Annotated in this window: 18 protein-coding genes; 3 read left to right on the top strand and 15 right to left on the bottom strand. The window is 35.1% G+C overall.

Going from position 1 to position 17,189, the window contains the following annotated elements; translation table 11 throughout:
* Positions 1-45 precede the first annotated feature (45 nt).
* The 3 genes from MKX53_RS03910 to MKX53_RS03900 form a co-directional block, all read right to left on the bottom strand.
* A complete protein-coding gene (locus MKX53_RS03910) occupies positions 46-966 on the bottom strand; it encodes an NAD-dependent epimerase/dehydratase family protein (RefSeq protein WP_340909275.1) in 921 nt (306 codons plus the stop codon).
* A 152-nt stretch (positions 967-1,118) separates the two neighbouring features.
* Positions 1,119-1,256: a hypothetical protein gene (locus MKX53_RS03905; RefSeq protein WP_340909273.1), complete on the bottom strand. Its 138-nt coding sequence runs from the start codon at positions 1,254-1,256 to the stop codon at positions 1,119-1,121.
* Between the two features lie 14 nt (positions 1,257-1,270).
* Complete coding sequence (locus tag MKX53_RS03900; RefSeq protein ID WP_340909271.1) at positions 1,271-2,488, bottom strand: helix-turn-helix domain-containing protein; 1,218 nt, start codon at positions 2,486-2,488, stop codon at positions 1,271-1,273.
* Positions 2,489-2,614: 126 nt separating this feature from the next.
* Here MKX53_RS03900 and MKX53_RS03895 point away from each other — a divergent pair, with 126 nt between their 5' ends.
* Positions 2,615-3,898 (top strand): S8 family serine peptidase, encoded by a 1,284-nt coding sequence (locus tag MKX53_RS03895; RefSeq protein WP_340909269.1) that lies wholly within the window; start codon positions 2,615-2,617, stop codon positions 3,896-3,898.
* Between the two features lie 114 nt (positions 3,899-4,012).
* On the opposite strand, the gene MKX53_RS03890 is transcribed toward MKX53_RS03895, so the two are convergent.
* Positions 4,013-4,492: a metal-dependent hydrolase gene (locus MKX53_RS03890; protein ID WP_093537201.1), complete on the bottom strand. Its 480-nt coding sequence runs from the start codon at positions 4,490-4,492 to the stop codon at positions 4,013-4,015.
* Between the two features lie 174 nt (positions 4,493-4,666).
* Between MKX53_RS03890 and MKX53_RS03885 the strand changes: the two genes are divergently transcribed.
* The gene (locus MKX53_RS03885; RefSeq protein ID WP_093537200.1) at positions 4,667-5,068 is read left to right on the top strand and encodes a hypothetical protein; all 402 of its coding nucleotides are present in this window, start codon (positions 4,667-4,669) and stop codon (positions 5,066-5,068) included.
* 91 nt (positions 5,069-5,159) lie between these two features.
* Here the strand turns inward: MKX53_RS03885 and MKX53_RS03880 are convergent, their stop codons facing one another.
* Positions 5,160-5,822, bottom strand: coding sequence for a ribonuclease H family protein (locus MKX53_RS03880; RefSeq protein WP_340909267.1), 663 nt, complete (start codon positions 5,820-5,822; stop codon positions 5,160-5,162).
* A 362-nt stretch (positions 5,823-6,184) separates the two neighbouring features.
* Entirely contained in the window at positions 6,185-7,060 is an 876-nt protein-coding gene (locus MKX53_RS03875) for a helix-turn-helix domain-containing protein (RefSeq protein ID WP_340913229.1), read from the bottom strand.
* 251 nt (positions 7,061-7,311) lie between these two features.
* Here MKX53_RS03875 and MKX53_RS03870 point away from each other — a divergent pair, with 251 nt between their 5' ends.
* Positions 7,312-8,244, top strand: coding sequence for a putative bifunctional diguanylate cyclase/phosphodiesterase (locus MKX53_RS03870; protein ID WP_340909265.1), 933 nt, complete (start codon positions 7,312-7,314; stop codon positions 8,242-8,244).
* A 200-nt stretch (positions 8,245-8,444) separates the two neighbouring features.
* On the opposite strand, the gene MKX53_RS03865 is transcribed toward MKX53_RS03870, so the two are convergent.
* The 9 genes from MKX53_RS03865 to MKX53_RS03825 form a co-directional block, all read right to left on the bottom strand.
* Positions 8,445-9,377 (bottom strand): formylglycine-generating enzyme family protein, encoded by a 933-nt coding sequence (locus tag MKX53_RS03865; RefSeq protein ID WP_340909261.1) that lies wholly within the window; start codon positions 9,375-9,377, stop codon positions 8,445-8,447.
* A 20-nt stretch (positions 9,378-9,397) separates the two neighbouring features.
* Positions 9,398-9,937 (bottom strand): chromate transporter, encoded by a 540-nt coding sequence (locus MKX53_RS03860; protein WP_340909259.1) that lies wholly within the window; start codon positions 9,935-9,937, stop codon positions 9,398-9,400.
* Positions 9,938-9,947: 10 nt separating this feature from the next.
* Positions 9,948-10,511, bottom strand: a complete 564-nt coding sequence (locus MKX53_RS03855; RefSeq protein WP_340913227.1) for a chromate transporter — start codon at positions 10,509-10,511, stop codon at positions 9,948-9,950.
* A gap of 138 nt (positions 10,512-10,649) precedes the next feature.
* Complete coding sequence (locus MKX53_RS03850) at positions 10,650-12,050, bottom strand: sulfatase family protein (protein ID WP_340909256.1); 1,401 nt, start codon at positions 12,048-12,050, stop codon at positions 10,650-10,652.
* A 28-nt stretch (positions 12,051-12,078) separates the two neighbouring features.
* Entirely contained in the window at positions 12,079-12,753 is a 675-nt protein-coding gene (locus MKX53_RS03845; RefSeq protein WP_340909253.1) for a response regulator transcription factor, read from the bottom strand.
* Positions 12,754-12,770: 17 nt separating this feature from the next.
* Positions 12,771-14,237 carry a HAMP domain-containing sensor histidine kinase gene (locus MKX53_RS03840; RefSeq protein WP_340909250.1) on the bottom strand — a complete coding sequence of 489 codons (1,467 nt, stop codon included), beginning with the start codon at positions 14,235-14,237 and terminating at the stop codon, positions 12,771-12,773.
* A 107-nt stretch (positions 14,238-14,344) separates the two neighbouring features.
* Positions 14,345-15,355: an ABC transporter substrate-binding protein gene (locus MKX53_RS03835; protein ID WP_340909247.1), complete on the bottom strand. Its 1,011-nt coding sequence runs from the start codon at positions 15,353-15,355 to the stop codon at positions 14,345-14,347.
* Positions 15,356-15,393: 38 nt separating this feature from the next.
* Positions 15,394-16,185, bottom strand: coding sequence for an ABC transporter ATP-binding protein (locus tag MKX53_RS03830; RefSeq protein ID WP_340909244.1), 792 nt, complete (start codon positions 16,183-16,185; stop codon positions 15,394-15,396).
* Complete coding sequence (locus tag MKX53_RS03825; RefSeq protein ID WP_340909242.1) at positions 16,164-17,006, bottom strand: ABC transporter permease; 843 nt, start codon at positions 17,004-17,006, stop codon at positions 16,164-16,166. Before MKX53_RS03825 ends, MKX53_RS03830 begins: the two co-directional genes overlap by 22 nt.
* Positions 17,007-17,189 lie beyond the last annotated feature (183 nt).

Here is a 17,189-nt window from a genome sequence, read left to right as displayed (position 1 = left end):
TGTGATACGAGTATCTTTCACTTTTGCTAAATAGAGTCTAGGAACCTATTTAGCATTTATTTTCATTAATGCCTCCTCTACATTTATTTTCATTAATGCCTCCTCTATTAGGCTAGGAAGGTATTCTTTAAGTTCCCTAAACTCATATCCTTGCCGCTCAGCTTTTTCATTGCTGATCAACCAAGTTTTAGAAATATTGTAAGGTGAATCACTCTCTTCTTTCGTATCTGCTACTACTATCGCTGTTTTGCCAACCTTTTCTTCTATATAGGCAAGCAATTCTCCTATTTTCACATTTCCGTTAGATGTCGCATTAATCGGACCTTCAAAATCGGATTGCCCAACCCAAGCTAAGAAATCGCCAGCCTCTTCCTCTGATATAAAATCCATGGCAGCTTCTAAATTGACCAAATGAATATCCGCTTGATCTCGAACTTTTTTAATATAATAATTGAGTCTATCCGTATAGTCGTTTATACCAATTACAATAGGAAATCTTACAGCGACAACCGGGAAAGGTGCATGACTGAAAAATGCTGCTTCTGCCTGTCTTTTTCCTTCACCATACGAAAAATCTTCTTTTGGCCCAATATTTAAGTTGTATTTAAATGGATTGAAATCCTCTTCTATAAATCCTTGTTCTCCACCACCTAGTTCATAAACGGATTTGGAAGAAGTGAATACATACTTTTTCGTTTTACCGGCAAACACATCGATTGTATCAATCGCTTCTTGAGATGAATAACATATTTGATCGAATACGATATCCCAATCCGTATGTACAAAATTCTTCTGCATATCACCCACATTGAGACGATCAACTTTAATACGACTTACTTTATCTCCAAACGGATCTTCCACATTACCTCGCGAGGCAATGGTCACTTCAACTCCCTGTTGCAACAACGATTCGACTAACTGCACACCAAAAAACCTAGTTCCGCCTAACACTAAAGCTTTGGTCATATGTAATCCCCCTATAATAATATTCTCTCTACTATCCCATTTCTACTACCAATTAGTCAATATGAGAATATTTAGATTTCAATTTTCATAAAAAAATACCAGTCTCAGAGTTAATTGACTCAAAGACTGGTAAAAAGCGAGCGATACCTTATTTAAATAATAGGAGGATGAATAGGAAGATATAGACTATCTGACATTGTACTATTTGCGACAGATTCTACTTTTTCTACATTCAAGTTAATTGAAATAGAAACTACTATGATAGCTAAAACTACGAAAGCTTTCTTCATAAAGATTCACCTCCTTAAATTTTAAAATAAACTGCTTTATCAAATTTACCTTCTTCCTTGTAAAAATCAGAAAGGAGGTTTGAAAAAAGTTTATACGCATCAGCACAACGCCCATCACTAGAAATATACGGCAATAACTTCTTCTCTAAATAATCCATGGCTTTGGACTTTTTGTTATCTAAGAGTATTAAATAAAAGGTAGCGTACATTCCATAATGGTGAACCTTAAGTTTACTAGCTTCTTCTTTTAATAATTCAAAATTACCTTTGCTCGCATCCCAATTTTGTAGTTGGTATTCTGTTTGTCCAAGATTGAAAAGACATAACAGAAAATCTTCCGTATCTCTTAGCATTCTTGTTTGGCTCTTCTTAAAATAGGCATTTGCTATAGAATAATTCCCCATTATGTAATGTAAATCTCCAATATTATGATAAACCTGAGGAAGTAAAGAATCATAATTAAATATTTCAGCGTTTCTTAGTAAGTGTCCATATGTTTCTAGTGCTTTGTCATAGACCTTTACACGTGAATAATTCATCGAAAGCGATAACAACGTGTAAAGAATTCTTTTAAAGTTAATTTGTTCTTTAAAATATTCCAAAGCTTTTTCTCCGTAAATTATTGCTTGATTGGATTCCTCCAAGTGGCCTTTAACTACCGCAATATGGTAAAGAACCTCTCCTTTAAAAACACCTAGATTAATATTTTGTCGAATAATTTTCATTAGATTCTTATCAGCTTCCGTATATTTACCTCTTGTTACTAAAGATATCGAATGGAAATAGGAAAGTAAATACCTCTCATGTTGGGAAAAATTCTGTTTCTGAACATGTAACCATTTATATTGTTTCTCTGCTTCCTTTAGCTCATTCATAGATAGAAAGTACCTAAACTTATATAGTTCATACAAGTACATAAAGTCTGTAAAAATAATAAAGTCCTTAAAATTTTCTAATTGTTTATAAGCTAGAGGTAACTTTTCTAAGTCATAATATTGAAGGTAAGAAACAAATTCGTCGAGTAGGTATTGAATATTGCGTTCCCCTTTTTCCACTTCTTTTATATCGATTTTTAAGCGTTCTAGTAATAATTGAATTGTTTCAGCATTTCCTTCTCTAAAATTATTCTCAATTTTACTTAGATGCGTGATTGAACAAATCCCCTCGCAGAGTTTAGCTTGGGTCATTTTTTTCTTCGTGCGATGATATTTGATCAATGGTCCTATTTTCATATAATCACATTCTTTCTAGTTTTCTTATAATACTATAGTAGTTTAAATTTTCCCAATAAACAAAATTACTTTTGTATGCTAGTTTTAAATTGCACTACAAAAAAATCGAAAAGGAGTTTTGGAGAAATGAACAAAGCAAAATTATTATTACTAAGCGCAGCAATAATCGGTTCATTAACAATACCACTGCAAGGTACTTCATTAGTAAACGCAACTTCTTCCGAATTAATTGATTCTGCTAAAGGATCAGAGACATTTCGAGTTTATGTTGAAAGTAATAATAAATCTACAAAAAATAATATAAAAAATCAATACCAAGTTCGTTGGGAGTTAACTGAGAATGGTTTCTCCACTAATATGAACCAAAACCAATATGATGCACTTCAAAAAAACAAAAATATAACCGTAACAAAAATTGACAAAGTAACACTTGATGCAGATGTACGTTCTTCTGAATTCGAAACAATGGCAGGTGAATATCCAACCGAGCAAACCCCTTGGGGAATAAAAGCTATTTATAATAATTCAAGTTTAACGACCACTTCAGGTGGAGCAGGTATTAATATTGCGGTTTTAGATACTGGAGTAAATATTAATCATTATGACTTAACTAATACAGTGGAACAATGTAAAAACTTCACTACCGCTACTCCAATTGTCAATAATAGCTGTAATGATGCAAATGGACATGGTACGCATGTTGCCGGCACTGCCCTAGCAGATGGTGGGAGTGATGGAGCAGGAATTTACGGAGTAGCACCAAGTGCTGACTTATGGGCTTATAAAGTTTTAGGAGATGATGGATCGGGATATTCAGATGATATCGCCGCAGCAATTAGACATGCAGCGGACCAAGCCGTTTCTACGGGAACTAAAACAGTTATTAATATGTCCCTTGGCTCTTCTGCTAGTAATAGTTTAATAACAAGTGCTGTGAATTACGCTTATAACAAAGGAGTATTAATAATTGCAGCTGCAGGAAATTCAGGTCCTTCCCAAGGATCAATAGGTTATCCAGGAGCCTTAGTAAATGCTGTGGCTGTAGCAGCTCTAGAAAATCGTCAACAAAACGGTACATACCGGGTTGCTGATTTCTCCTCACGCGGATATAGCTCCACTGACGGAGACTATGTAATTCAACTAGGAGACATAGAAATTTCAGCTCCTGGAGCATCTATATATTCCACTTGGAATAATGGTGGATATAATACAATAAGCGGAACATCAATGGCCACTCCCCATGTAGCTGGACTGGCAGCAAAGGTATGGTCCCAAAACCCCTCTTGGTCCCATACACAACTCCGCACAAATTTACAAACTCGTGCGAGAGCAGTAGATATTAAAGGAGGTAGCGGCGCAGCAACTGGCGACGACTATGCTTCTGGTTTCGGTTTCGCAAGAGTGCAATAACTAACAAAAGAGGCTTACTCCACTGTTTCGCCCCCGGGACAAGTGGAATAAGCCTCTTTTATTTATATAGTTATGACAAAATATTCTACAGAATTACATCCTATGTTGAATGATTTATATATATTTACCAAATACACCGTAGCCAAAATAGACAGTTAGTACTGATAAAGCTGCAAATACGACATACTCTACTGTACCACCAGTTCTCGTAGTTACAGGAAATCGAACCGTTATCTTAAGAGGGTACAATAATTTAATGCCATTTTTTGTTGCCATATCAAGTATGTAATGACTTGCCATCCCAACAAGAAAACCAAGTATGATGGAATCATTGTTAATAAAACCATTCAAAAGAAAAGCCATTAATACTAAAAATAGTAAACTATGTGTGAATGAACGATGCCCGAAAAGCGTGTTAATCACCTTTGATAATACTTTAAATTTACGACCGATTTTACTACCTCCGTGGCATATGTCCGGGATGATTGCCCCAACAACGCCTGCTCCAACTAATAATACCGGATCATAATTTGAAACTTGGGCAAAAGCAAGACTTGCTGCAAGACCGCCGATGATGTGTGTGTTTCCTGTCATGCTTTTATTCTCCTTTTTATGTATGTAGACAATTATTTTACACTATTATGAGGATAAACGTTATCGGGCATTTGTACTGCCATTGAATATTAAAACAAACAAAAATGAAATAAATAGTAAAAGGATTGAGCATGAAAACATTTGGGTATATATAAAGAAAGGGAGTGATGATTTATGGCAAACGGAAATAAAAGATCTCTGATAATAGGGGCAGCTACTGCGCTCGCAGCAGTATATTTCACAAACAAAAACAATAAAGCTCAATTAAAAACAGCAGTAAAAAATTCGAAAACGAAGATCGATTCGATGATGTCTTCTAAGAACACAAAACCTAGTCAGGCGACTAAGACAGGTTACTCTGATCCAAACGATCCAGATGATAATCGTATGGTGGAAGAGGGAGCAATGACAAGCGTCCAATATTATAACGAAAACGTACAGGATGCTAACTCAAAAGCTGAGGCAAAACAAGCATTTCCTAAGTCACAACATAAAAAATTAGCTAAAAAAGAAGAGTCATTACCAGAAGATAATAATGATTCACCAGCAAAACAGGAAAATGCAGCACACTTATAAAATTAGAAATTTAAATAAACACCAGTGTCTCTCTTAGGCACTGGTGTTTATTTATATTGTATATAGTTAATGATCAACATCATTTTAATATTCAATCCTTTACTAATTCAATAACAGCCTGAATCTCAATACCATTTAAACCTTGAGTAGCAAGACGGTCTGCTTCTCCATTCATTTTCCTTGGCACCAACTCATATTCTGCTTGTATGCCAAGCTTTGATAGTTTTCCTTCAATTCGATCTGCCCACCCAGTTAAATCCTGCTCAATTACTGGCCATTCACCATTTAAATGATTAATCACAACCTGTGAATCACCTATAAATCGAACAGGCAAATGATGAACTCCTAGCAAATCCAATTCCTGTAACCCTAAATGCATAGCAGCGTATTCCGCCTCATTATTCGATTCTAAACCCGTCGTAGCAGCATTTCTTCTAAGTCTATAAGACTTGCCATTTTGTTCATAATAAATCACACAACCTAGCCCCGAACTTTTCGTATCTCGATCATATCCCCCATCAAAATAAACCGTGACATTATGTGGCTCCGTCTCAATACCTTTCAAATACCCCTTCAATTCCTTTACTGTCCACGAACTATCAAACGTATCCACAAAAGTAACTTGCTTTAGTCGACCGGTACGCTCCATATCTTCGGCAAATAACAACGCTTGCGCTGCGGGCACTTCCTCTGAAAAGAAATCCATCTTCGCTCCTCGCTTCGTTTTGTAAATCCACTCTATTCTCACTTTCATATCGCATTCCTCCTAATAGCATTAGTATCACCATTTTATACCCATTTATGATGCTTCTTCTACAAAGTGAAAGCTTATGAAAATGACCGATATTCTTGTTAAGGAAAAATTTTAAATAAAAGTTGTTGAAACTAATTTTAGATTACTTAAGAAAATATCCATTTATGCATATTCTACAGATTTTTTTCAATTTATCTAGTATATTTGAAATGCAAAAAGTATTTAAAACACGTTTTATTAAGTATTTTGTACTCTTTTGTAAATGTTCTTTTAGTAACCAATGAGTAAATTATTTAATTACAGAAATGGAGGAAAACATCTAACAATTGAAGATTACTGAGAATCGACACAAGACTTCCAATCTAATGTAAAAATTGCTTTTTATTTTGATTTATTGCTTGAATGTAAAAAGGTAATTCTTGAAACTCAAAGAAAAACAATGCTTGTTTATAGGCAGCTTTGATTTCTTCTATAGGAGCAGCTTTCTTTTCTAAACATTGACCTTTGTAATATAAGAATTGACCATTTAAGAACATAAAAGAACTTTCCTTAGACTTTTGAATCCCCTGATTAGCAGTTTCTAAGGAAGTATCATATTCTTTTAAATCATAAAGGATTTTACATTTATTAAACAAAACTGTTATTAGAGTCCTATAAATTTTATAATCACTATAATTTTTGTGAATATGTTCTTTTAGGATTTTATTATAATGGTATAGACATTTCTGACTCTCACCATTCTCTCCATAGACATTTGCAATCGTATTATTAATTTTGATCTGTAAGAACCTAAATTGGATTGTTGTTGGATTTGAAAATTTTATAATACTCTTTAAATTCTCTATACATTTTTCTGGCGAGATTATTTTCAAATAATATTTTGCGGTACTTAAAATATATTCTAAGTATAAGTTTAACCAAATATTATCTTTCTCAAGTTTATTATTATCAATTATTGAAATTACCTTTTTATAATTATGTTCCTTTAAGTGGTAATCAATATCATTTATTAATTTCTCACTTTCAAGGACATTTTTATGGAATAGCATTTCAATAAAATACTCAATAGGGACTTGAAGTTTTAAAGCAATTTTCAATAAAGTATCTATTGCTGGATATACCTCTCCAGCTTCAATTCGACTTATCGTCGACTGTGTACAAATATCTTTTGCGAGCTCCTTTTGGGAAAAACCCAACTCTGTCCGCAGTTTACTAATTTCTAAACCTAAGTATTTCATTTCCAAAATATCACCCCAAATTATAGAAAAAGGACGGTAAAAAACATGAAAAAATTATCTATTATCCTATTAATAGTATTAGCAGTAGCTTTATATCCAAATGGAAGCAGTGAAGAGACAAAATCAATTAAACAACCTATAACTACATTTGATTTACCATTCATTAACTAAGACATCAAAGTCCAATAAAATTCTTATTTTTTATTGGACTTTTCCTAACAAAAACACATCATATATAAGGAGAAAAACCAATGCAGCCTAAAGCGAATCTTGAACCGAATCCCTCGTCTATTAAGCATAGCGCAGTTAAAAAAAATAATCATCAAAAAAATAGTGAAACTGATTTAAACAGCGTAAATGGAGTGGATAGCGACCAAGTAATTGTTTCTTCCTCCGAGCTAGAATTGGACCTTATATATGCAATACATAGAAATGAATTTGAATTATATTATCAGCCTAAAGTAAATACGAAAGAAAATGTTATTATTGGGGCAGAGGCCCTTATTAGGTGGAATCATCCTAAATTAGGGTTAATATCGCCCAATGATTTTATTCCGTTGGCAGAAAAAATAGGTTTTATTAATAACATTGGCAAATGGGTCAAGAAAACTGCATGTGCTCAAAACAAAGCTTGGCAAGATGCGAATCTCCCAGCTATTCCGGTCTCTATCAACTTATCTGCCTCACGCTTCATGGAGATAGATTTAGTTAACAGTACTAGGGAAACACTGGAGCAAACTAAGCTTGAAGCTCGTTATTTAGAGATAGAGATTACCGAAACTTCTATTATGAGGAACGAGGAAATTGTATTCTCCCAATTAGATGCGTTAAAAAAGTTAGGGATTAAAATTGCATTAGATGACTTTGGAACTGGCTACTCTTCGTTATCCCATTTGCATCATTTTAATGGAAAAATTGACATATTAAAAATTGATCGTTCTTTTATTAAAGATTTGAGTAACACTAAGCAAGAAGATGCAAATTTCATCGTACATATGATTCTTCAATTATCAAATCACTTAAACATGGATGTAATCGCAGAAGGCGTTGAAACTATGGAGCAATTGAAGGTTCTACAAAACTATAATTGCAACACAGTTCAGGGTTATTTGTTTTCCAAACCAGTACCCGCAAATCAGTTTGCCGAGTTATTGAAGAAACAGAGGATAGAACCTATTCGATGAAAACTCTATAAAAGGTTCCCTCCTATAAAGGAAACCTTAGATTTAGTATAGGTATCTAATTTACTTTTCTATTACTTTACCAAAATTCCTCTGTTTTCTACTTATAGTAAATCTATCCCTCGTACATTGAGCTTGAATTAACGGTACCTCTAATTATTTCTTGCCTCTATTAAACTACTAACTATACTTACCATCAGTTATTAAACGTCACTTACACATCTAAAGCCAATATTCCCTGTAGAACTATCTGATGTATTAGAACTACGTGCAGCCACTCGATAACGATTACAATAAGACTCATGACATAGATAAGAGCCACCTCGCATCACTTTTGAAGCATGGCTTTGAGATTCCATCGAATCTGTTTGTCTAGCGTCTGAGCACCACTCCCATACATTACCTGCTACATTATAGAGACCAAATCCATTGGTTGGGAAAGACTGTGCTGGCGCAGTTCCTAAATAACCATCCTCATTCGTATTTTCATATGGAAAGTTACCTTGCCAAATATTACAGTGATACTTACCATTTGGAGTTAATTCATCTCCCCAGGCATATTTTTTTTGTTCCAGTCCCCCACGCGCTGCAAATTCCCATTCTGCTTCTGTTGGCAAGCGTTTTCCAGCCCAGTCACAGAAAGCTATTGCATCATTCCAGGATACTTGAATAACAGGATGATCCATTCGATTGTCGATTGTAGATCCATGACCTTCTGGTTGGTACCAGTAGGCTTCTTCAACAACTAGCCACCAAGGGGTTCCAGGAACCTGCTGTATTACTTTTGCTTTGTTTTTTTCTACAAAATGATAAAAAACAAATGACCAACCAAATTGCTCTGCTTCCGTTTGATATCCTGTTTCCTGAACAAATTGCATAAACTCTTCATTCGTTACTGTATGGCGATCTATGTAAAATGGAGAAACGCTCATTCTTCTTGCAGGTCCTTCTCCATCTTCTGGGGAGCCTTCATTGTCGTTTGTCCCCATTATAAATTCCCCACCAGACAAATAGACCATTTTCTCTTTAAATTTTATTTCCTTAACTAGCCTTTCTTTATTTTGTACTATATTCTCTCTGGTTTGGATCGATTGTCTATTTCTATTCACTGAGCAACAAGAATTTTCTTTGTTCATTTTTTCAGCTCCTATACATCTTAACTATATAATATAATTCCACAAACTCCAGACAACAAAATGATTAGAATTGGATGAATCTTTGTTTTAGTAACTGCAAATAAAGATAGTCCAAAGATTGCTACTAAACTAAACGTATACCAGGAAAGTTCCCCGATTACATCATTTGAAATCGCAAATTCAATTGCAGAATAAGCGATTAGTCCTGTTATAATAGGTCGCAGTCCATAAAATGCAAACTTCACATATTTATTTTCATGAAATTGGAAAAAGAACTTAGCAATTACTAAAATAATAAGTATAGATGGTAAAACCATTCCTACTGTTGAGATAATAGCACCAGGTAAACCAGCGGTATGAAAACCTACAAAGATGGCACAGTTAGTAGCTATTGGACCAGGAGACATACCAGCTATTGCTATTACATCTGTAAACTGCTGAGTTGTCATCCAACCGTGTACAGTAACCTCTGATTCAATAACTGGAATCATCGCATATCCCCCACCAAAAGAGACGAAGCCAATCATTAAAAAGGTCGTAAACAATTCCATCAACAGCATGAAGTACCCCCTAATCTATTTGCTCCGACTCCTTTTCAAGTCTCGCCACTATTCCCAAGTATTTTTTTATATATACAGCAATAAGACCTGTCAAAATCCCACCAACAATCATTAATACAGGATGCACTTGAAGAACATATAAAACAATTACTGACGTTATAGCTACTAACCAAGTTGTTTTATCGTATATGGATGTTAATCCAACTTTATAAGCTGCATACGCAATTATAGCCACTACGGCAGCACGTATTCCAACAAAAGCGGCTTCTATATAGTGATTATCTTGAACATACAGATACAAAACACTCAATAATATAACGATCCAAAACGTTGGTAATAATATTCCAAACATCGCTGCTACTGCCCCTTTAAAGCCAGCAAGCCGGTATCCAACAAAAATAGCAGAATTGATCGCAATGGCACCAGGTACCGATTGAGCTATTGCAAAAATCTCTGTCACCTCTTTAACAGTAATCCATCTTTTTTTCAATACGACTTCCCGTTCAATTAGAGGGATCATAGCATATCCACCACCAAATGTTACAGGGCCAATTTTTAAGAATGAAAAGAAAATATCTCCAATAAGCTTCCAGTCCGTTTTCTTAATAGAATCACTACCCCTCTCTTACGGAGAGTTAATAATGCCCTCCAACAATGTAAGGCTACTTTGTAGCTAAATTCATTGATGAAAGGCATTTATTAGTTATTCACTTTATTCGTCATCACCAACACGTTGTTTAAAGCTATACAATTCTTCCTTTAATCTCTCAACTATTTCTGCATAAGTAGTATCGTGATATACATTATTCATTTCATACGGGTCATTTTCTAAATCGAATAATTCCCATTCAGGAATTCTTGGATCGTCAATCGCATCCGCACATCCTAATGCCTCTCCGTAATAATAAATAAGTTTATATTGATGGGTTCTAAGTCCATAATGTGCCCCCACTTGATGCTCTACACTCAAATGTTCCCAATAACGATAATACATCGAAGTCTGCCAATCCTCTGGAGTGCGCTCTTCCAGAACTGGACGAAGACTTCTCCCCTGCATAAACTCAGGAATATCTATTCCCGCATAATCTAAAAATGTTTCAGCAAAATCGACATTTGTAGCAAAGTCTCGCGTAGTAGTACCAGCTTTAATAGCGCGTGGATAGCGGATAATAAATGGCATTCTAAGTGACTCTTCGTACATAAATCGCTTATCGTACCAACCATGATCACCAAGGAAAAAGCCCTGGTCAGAAGTGTAAACCACCATCGTATCTTCAGCAATACCTTCGGAATCTAAATAATCTAGTAATCTACCTACATTATCATCAATGGAAGCGATACATCTTAAGTAATCCTTTATATAACGCTGATAGTACCAACTTTTCAACTGCTTGGGAGTTAGACCTTCAGGGGGTTCTACCTTAACGTCACGAGTTACTAAATCACGATCAATTCTCATCTTGGCTTCCTTGGCAGCAGAGGCCTTGCCAGAATAATCATCATGGAAAGTTAACGGTTCCGGAATATCCACATCCTCATATAAGTGAGCATGTTTTTCATCTGGATCCCAAGGACGATGAGGTGCTTTATGGTGACACATTAGCATGAATGGTCTATCTTTGTCACGTTTCTCCATCCAATCAATGGACAAATCTGTCACTAAATCAGTAGCATAACCTTGAACTGTCTTTTCCTCTCCCATTTCAATCATCACTGGATCATGATACACGCCTTGGCCAGGGAAAATGTTCCAGTAATCAAAGTCGGCAGGATCATGATTTTCACCATGTCCTAGATGCCATTTACCAACAAGGGCTGTTTGATAGTCATTATCTCTTAAAATTTTTTGAACAGTTGGTTGACGGCTATCAAATTGGTCACCGAGTGTCTTCACTCCATTTTTGTGATTATAGAGTCCAGTTAGTATAGTAGCCCGACTTGGTGCGCAAATAGAATTGGTACAAAAACAATTATCGAAGCGCATACCTTCATCTGCAATTCTATCTAAATTTGGTGTTTCATTTATTCTACTGCCATAACAGCTCATTGCATGCGCAGCATGATCATCACTCATAATAAAAATGACATTAGGTTGCTTGTTTTGTTCCGGCATAATTCCACTCCTTTATGGTTATTGGACATTAAAATAAGTGAGAAAGGTTTAGATCATTTATTTTCTTAACAACCTCTTTTGTTCTCGATACACCGAATTTCTTTAGTAGAGTGCTGATTTGCGATTTAATCGTAACGACCTCAACACTTCTTTCCATCGCTATTTCTCTTATTTTCATACCTTTTATTAAGTAACGTATTAATTCTCTTTCTGTCATTGTGAGATTGGAGATATTTTGTATAAAAAACAAAAGGCCTCTCTCTGATTGCTGTAACCGTTTATACTCCTGCATGACAACTTGTTGAATCTTACCTTCTAATAATGAATGACCATTATAAGCACTTCTAATATGATTCAGCAGTTCTTCATCTGGAATTCCCTTCACCATATAGTCAATAGCGCCTGTTCCCATCGCCGTTAATATAAATTCATCTGTTTCGTGGGCAGTTAAGTAAATAATTTTCTCGCTTTTATCCCAATCCCGTATATATTCAGTAGCTATTATGCCTGCTGTAGTATTCTCCATTTCAATATCCATTAAAATAATATCGTGCTCAATACTCTTTGCTAAATCAATCATTTCTTTTCCGGTTGATGCTGTACCTACCACCTGCATATCTTCTTGGGCATTGATTAGTTCGGATAAATCCTCTAATAATAAAGAAAAGTCCTCCGCTATTATTATTTTAATAACTTCACTCATTTAGCTTCACTACTTTGTCATTTATATTTGGGAAGTAATAGATAGAATGTACTCCCATTGCCTTCCTTACTTTCGTATCGAAGACTTCCGAAGTGTTCTTTAACGATGGAACGAACATAGTGTAAACCCATACCCCAATTGTAATTAGAGTTCTTTTTCGTAAAGTACGGTTCACAAATCTTTTTGGCATCTTCCTTACTAAAACCTATCCCGTTATCCTTCACTTCAATTACTGTATACTGTCTAACATTATAGCAACTTAAAACTACGCTTCCTTCCACACTTGTCAGGCTATTTACTGCTTCTTGTGCATTAGTTAATAAGTTATAAACAGCCTCACTCAAATGATTTTTATCAGCTAGAACATTTCCTTTGATCATTAAATTCAATTCCACTACTTTATCGGGAAACTTTTGGTTAAAACGTTCCAGAGCGCTCTCCACCACATCACTCAAACTAACCGGAACCAAATAAACTGAATTTGCTTTTACAGAACGATATAACTCTTCTATACGCATCAAAATATTCTCATTTTGCTTGGACAATCTATCCGTGTATTCCTTCACCTTTTCAAGATCATCTAAGTTATTATTAATTCGCTTGAAAATTACTCGGTTTGCTAATAGTTGGTTTTTTATACTATGTACAAATACCGAGGTACCTGTGCTGATTGCATCAAATTTCCGTTGAATTATAACTTCTTCTTTACTCGACTGTACGATATCATTTGTATATTTCATTAGACTCGTGAAACCAATGATGGCAAAGATTACATTAATAAACACAATAAAAATATAGATAGGTACTGACAATACTGTGTTCATATAATAGATACCGGTTTTGAACGTATAGAATTGATAAACCTGAGCTGGATCCTGACCGAAATAAAGAAAATAAAATAAAATTAATGATAGGATGAAGGATGTAATTAAAATAAACTTTCTTTGAAAAAAAATCATTTCAATTGAATATGCTTCAAATAGCAACAATGCTATAGAGATTATTGTATACAGCAGAATCCATATGATGGTACCAACAGCAATAATTTGTTGCAGGCTTTCATTGTTATTTGTTAAGTAACTAAAAATAGGTGGATAATAGATGATCAGGGTGAATAGTGGCATAACAAAAGTAAGCCTCTTCACCCAATAATTCCTTTGTAACCATGGAATCATTGAGAAATGGAAAGCTAAAAACAGCAAAAACATTGGAAATAAGTGTCTGCCAATCGCAATAATATAGCCCATATCATAGACATCTATAAGAAAGTATTGAATATGCATTTTAATTTCTAGATTTAAGAAAAGGAATTCTTGAAGTTCCCTGCTTATTCCGCCTTTTTTAGCGATATATAGTAAAATACCAGAGAACATAATTGCAAGACTCATACACATTCCAAAAATATAGAAGGTCTCTCGATTTCGTTTGAGTATTAATACCAAAATGGATGATAAAAATAGAAAAAGCATTAGAATAATGAGCATTTAGAATTCACCTACTTAAATACAAAAGGTTATCTTTGATAAAGGATAACCTTTAGTAATATTCTTTCAGATAATTCTAACTTAATTAATCTTCTAAATATATAACTTTATTTTGCAGCATCTTTCATAATATTAAATAATACATATTCTTCTACTGGTCTCATCTCTTCTTCTTTTAATCTTCCAGCATCCTTAAAGTTTTCTTGTTGTTTTTTATAGTATGCTTCTAAAGTGCCATCTTCGATCATTGTCATCAATTGATCTTGAGTGATCCATTCCCCGTCTCCAGTTTGTTGTACTACAACATCAGGATCGACAGCAATTTCTTCTGCAACCCACTTCGCTACCTCTTCCAAATTATCCACTCGATAATCCATACCTTTGTATAACCCTTTAGTAAATCTCACCAATACATCCTCATTCTTTTCGGCGTAACCCGGTTTTACTAACCATGATGCAATGGATGGAAATTGGTCAGCGTATCTAGCATTATTCGAAAGCATGACGGCATCGTCACCCATTTCGTTTTTAATCGCATTCGTATTTGGAGACCATGTAGCAACTGCATCTACACTCCCAGAAATCATCGCTGTTACTATAGCTGACGCATCCATATTCATCAATGTCACATCATCTTTTGTTAAACCTACTTCTGCAAGCGTTAAATCTAAAATTGTTTCACTTGAGGTCCCCGTTGCAACTGCAATTGTTTTTCCTTTTAAATCTTCAATAGTTTTTACACCCTTTTCGGAACTACCAATAACTTCATCAGCATTTCCTAACTGAGAAAATGCGAATATCTCCGCTTCTCCTTGAATAGGTAGTACATGCGCACCAGGTCCGATATATCCTACATCAATGCTTCCAGATTCCAAAGCTGCAATAATTGTAGGTCCATCTGCAAATTCAACAAGCTCAACTTCTATTCCTTGCTCTTCGAAGGCACCGATCTGCATACCAGCAACTACCGTATTTAAGCTTGCATAGTTGGGCATATATGCTACTTTAACTTTGTCTGCTTCCTTGCCCTCTGCCTCACTAGTTCCTTCATCTTCCGAGCACCCTGCTAACATAAAGCCGAATAGAGCAATAGCTATAATGCTTAAAAACTTCTTCATCTTCTTTCCTCCCTATGTTTAGAAATAGTGGTGTACCCTTATTTCCTAACTTCTAAATACTCTTTGTATACTTGACTCCAAATATAATTCTTTGCCTCTAAAAACTCAGGTGTAATTTTAGTTTCCTGACTACGAGGATATGGAATATTTATATCTACTACTTCTTTAATACGCCCAGGTCTTGCGCTCATAATAATTACTCGTTGTCCTAAAATAATCGCCTCATCTACATCATGGGTTATAAAAAAGCAGGTTTTTTGTTCTTTTTCCCATGTATGTAGAAGCTCTTCCTGTAACTGTGTTCTAGTTTGAGCATCTAAAGCACCAAATGGTTCATCCATTAATAGAACACTTGGATTCGCTGCATACGCTCTAGCTATTGCAACTCGTTGCTTCATACCACCAGATAACTCTTTTGGATAAGAATTTACAAAGTCTTCTAAATCCACCATTCGAATATATTTCATTGCTATTTCATCTGCTTTTTCCTTTTTTATACCTTGCAGGCTTAATCCAAATTTCACATTCCCCATCACCGTTAACCATGGAAATAGCGCATACTGCTGAAAAACTACTCCTCTTTCAGTTCCTGTATCCATTATTTCTTGATCATCACAGAAAACTTTTCCAGAAGTTGTCTTTTCTAATCCCGCAATAATATTAAGCAAAGTTGACTTCCCACAACCAGACGGCCCTACAACTGTAATAAATTCATTTTCATAAATATCGAGACTAACACCATTTAAAGCAATAACCTCGCCATTCTGCGAGTTGTATACTTTCCGAACATTATCAATCTTTAACTTTACTACTCTCTCTTCTCCTGCCATCCTGTTAATCTCCTTTCAAGCAGTTTCACTAAACGCTCAAATATTAATCCAATTACACCAATGACTATAATGTAAAGTAGCATCGGGCTCGCCTCGAAAGTATTATTTAATGCCCTTATTCTCATTCCAAGTCCTGCACTTGCTCCTGTAGACTCAGCTGCGATTAACGAAGTTAACCCTATTGCTGTTCCAAGACGAATTGCAGTCATAATAAAAGGGAGCGAAGCTGGAGCAATGACCTTCAAGAATATATCTTTATCCTTTGCTCCAAGCACTCTCGCTGCCTTTATCAAAGTGGGATCAATATTACGTACCCCTTGGTAAATTGTAATAGACATTGTCAGAAATGTAGCAATTGTTATAACAATAATCTGTGGAGTGCGTCCAACCCCAGCCGATATAACGACCAACGGAACATACGCTAAAGGAGGGATATTCCGAACAAACTGTATCCAAGGTTCAATTATGAAACGAATAGGCCGATACCATGCCATCAGTACAGCTACTGGTAAAGAAATAACAAACCCAATCAAGAACCCAACCAAAACAGATATTAGACTGCTCGCAATATCACTCCAAAATACTCCCCGTTGCATCATTGTTGCAACAGACTCTGAAACATAGAAAATGTTCGGAAAACTTCTAGAAGTATTCGGTATTATAGACAGGATGGTCCAAATGATAATTGCGACAACTAGTGATATTAGAACCCACAAGTTACTAGGGATTTTTTCAACCCAATTCGATTTAGTCATTGGTGTTTTTTTCACATTTGATTTATTTTTCGTTTTTAATGTTTGATTTATTACTATTTTAACCACCCTCTTCATTTCGGTTATTTGTTATTATTAATGCTATCACCCTACACTATTATTAAATAGTATGAATTTTCTTACTACCTTTTGTAAGCGATTTCATTTTTGACTTAAAAGCTCTTTTCAATAAGCTTTCCGGATAGCAACTTACGTGGAAATACGTGAAAAAAACAAATAAAAGCTGATAGT

Origin of the sequence: Psychrobacillus sp. FSL K6-4615, from assembly GCF_038008225.1 — a bacterium.
Classification (GTDB): Bacteria; Bacillota; Bacilli; order Bacillales_A; family Planococcaceae; genus Psychrobacillus; species Psychrobacillus psychrotolerans.
Note: the sequence above shows the minus strand (reverse complement) of the source record. Positions and strands in the feature narration are given on the sequence as shown.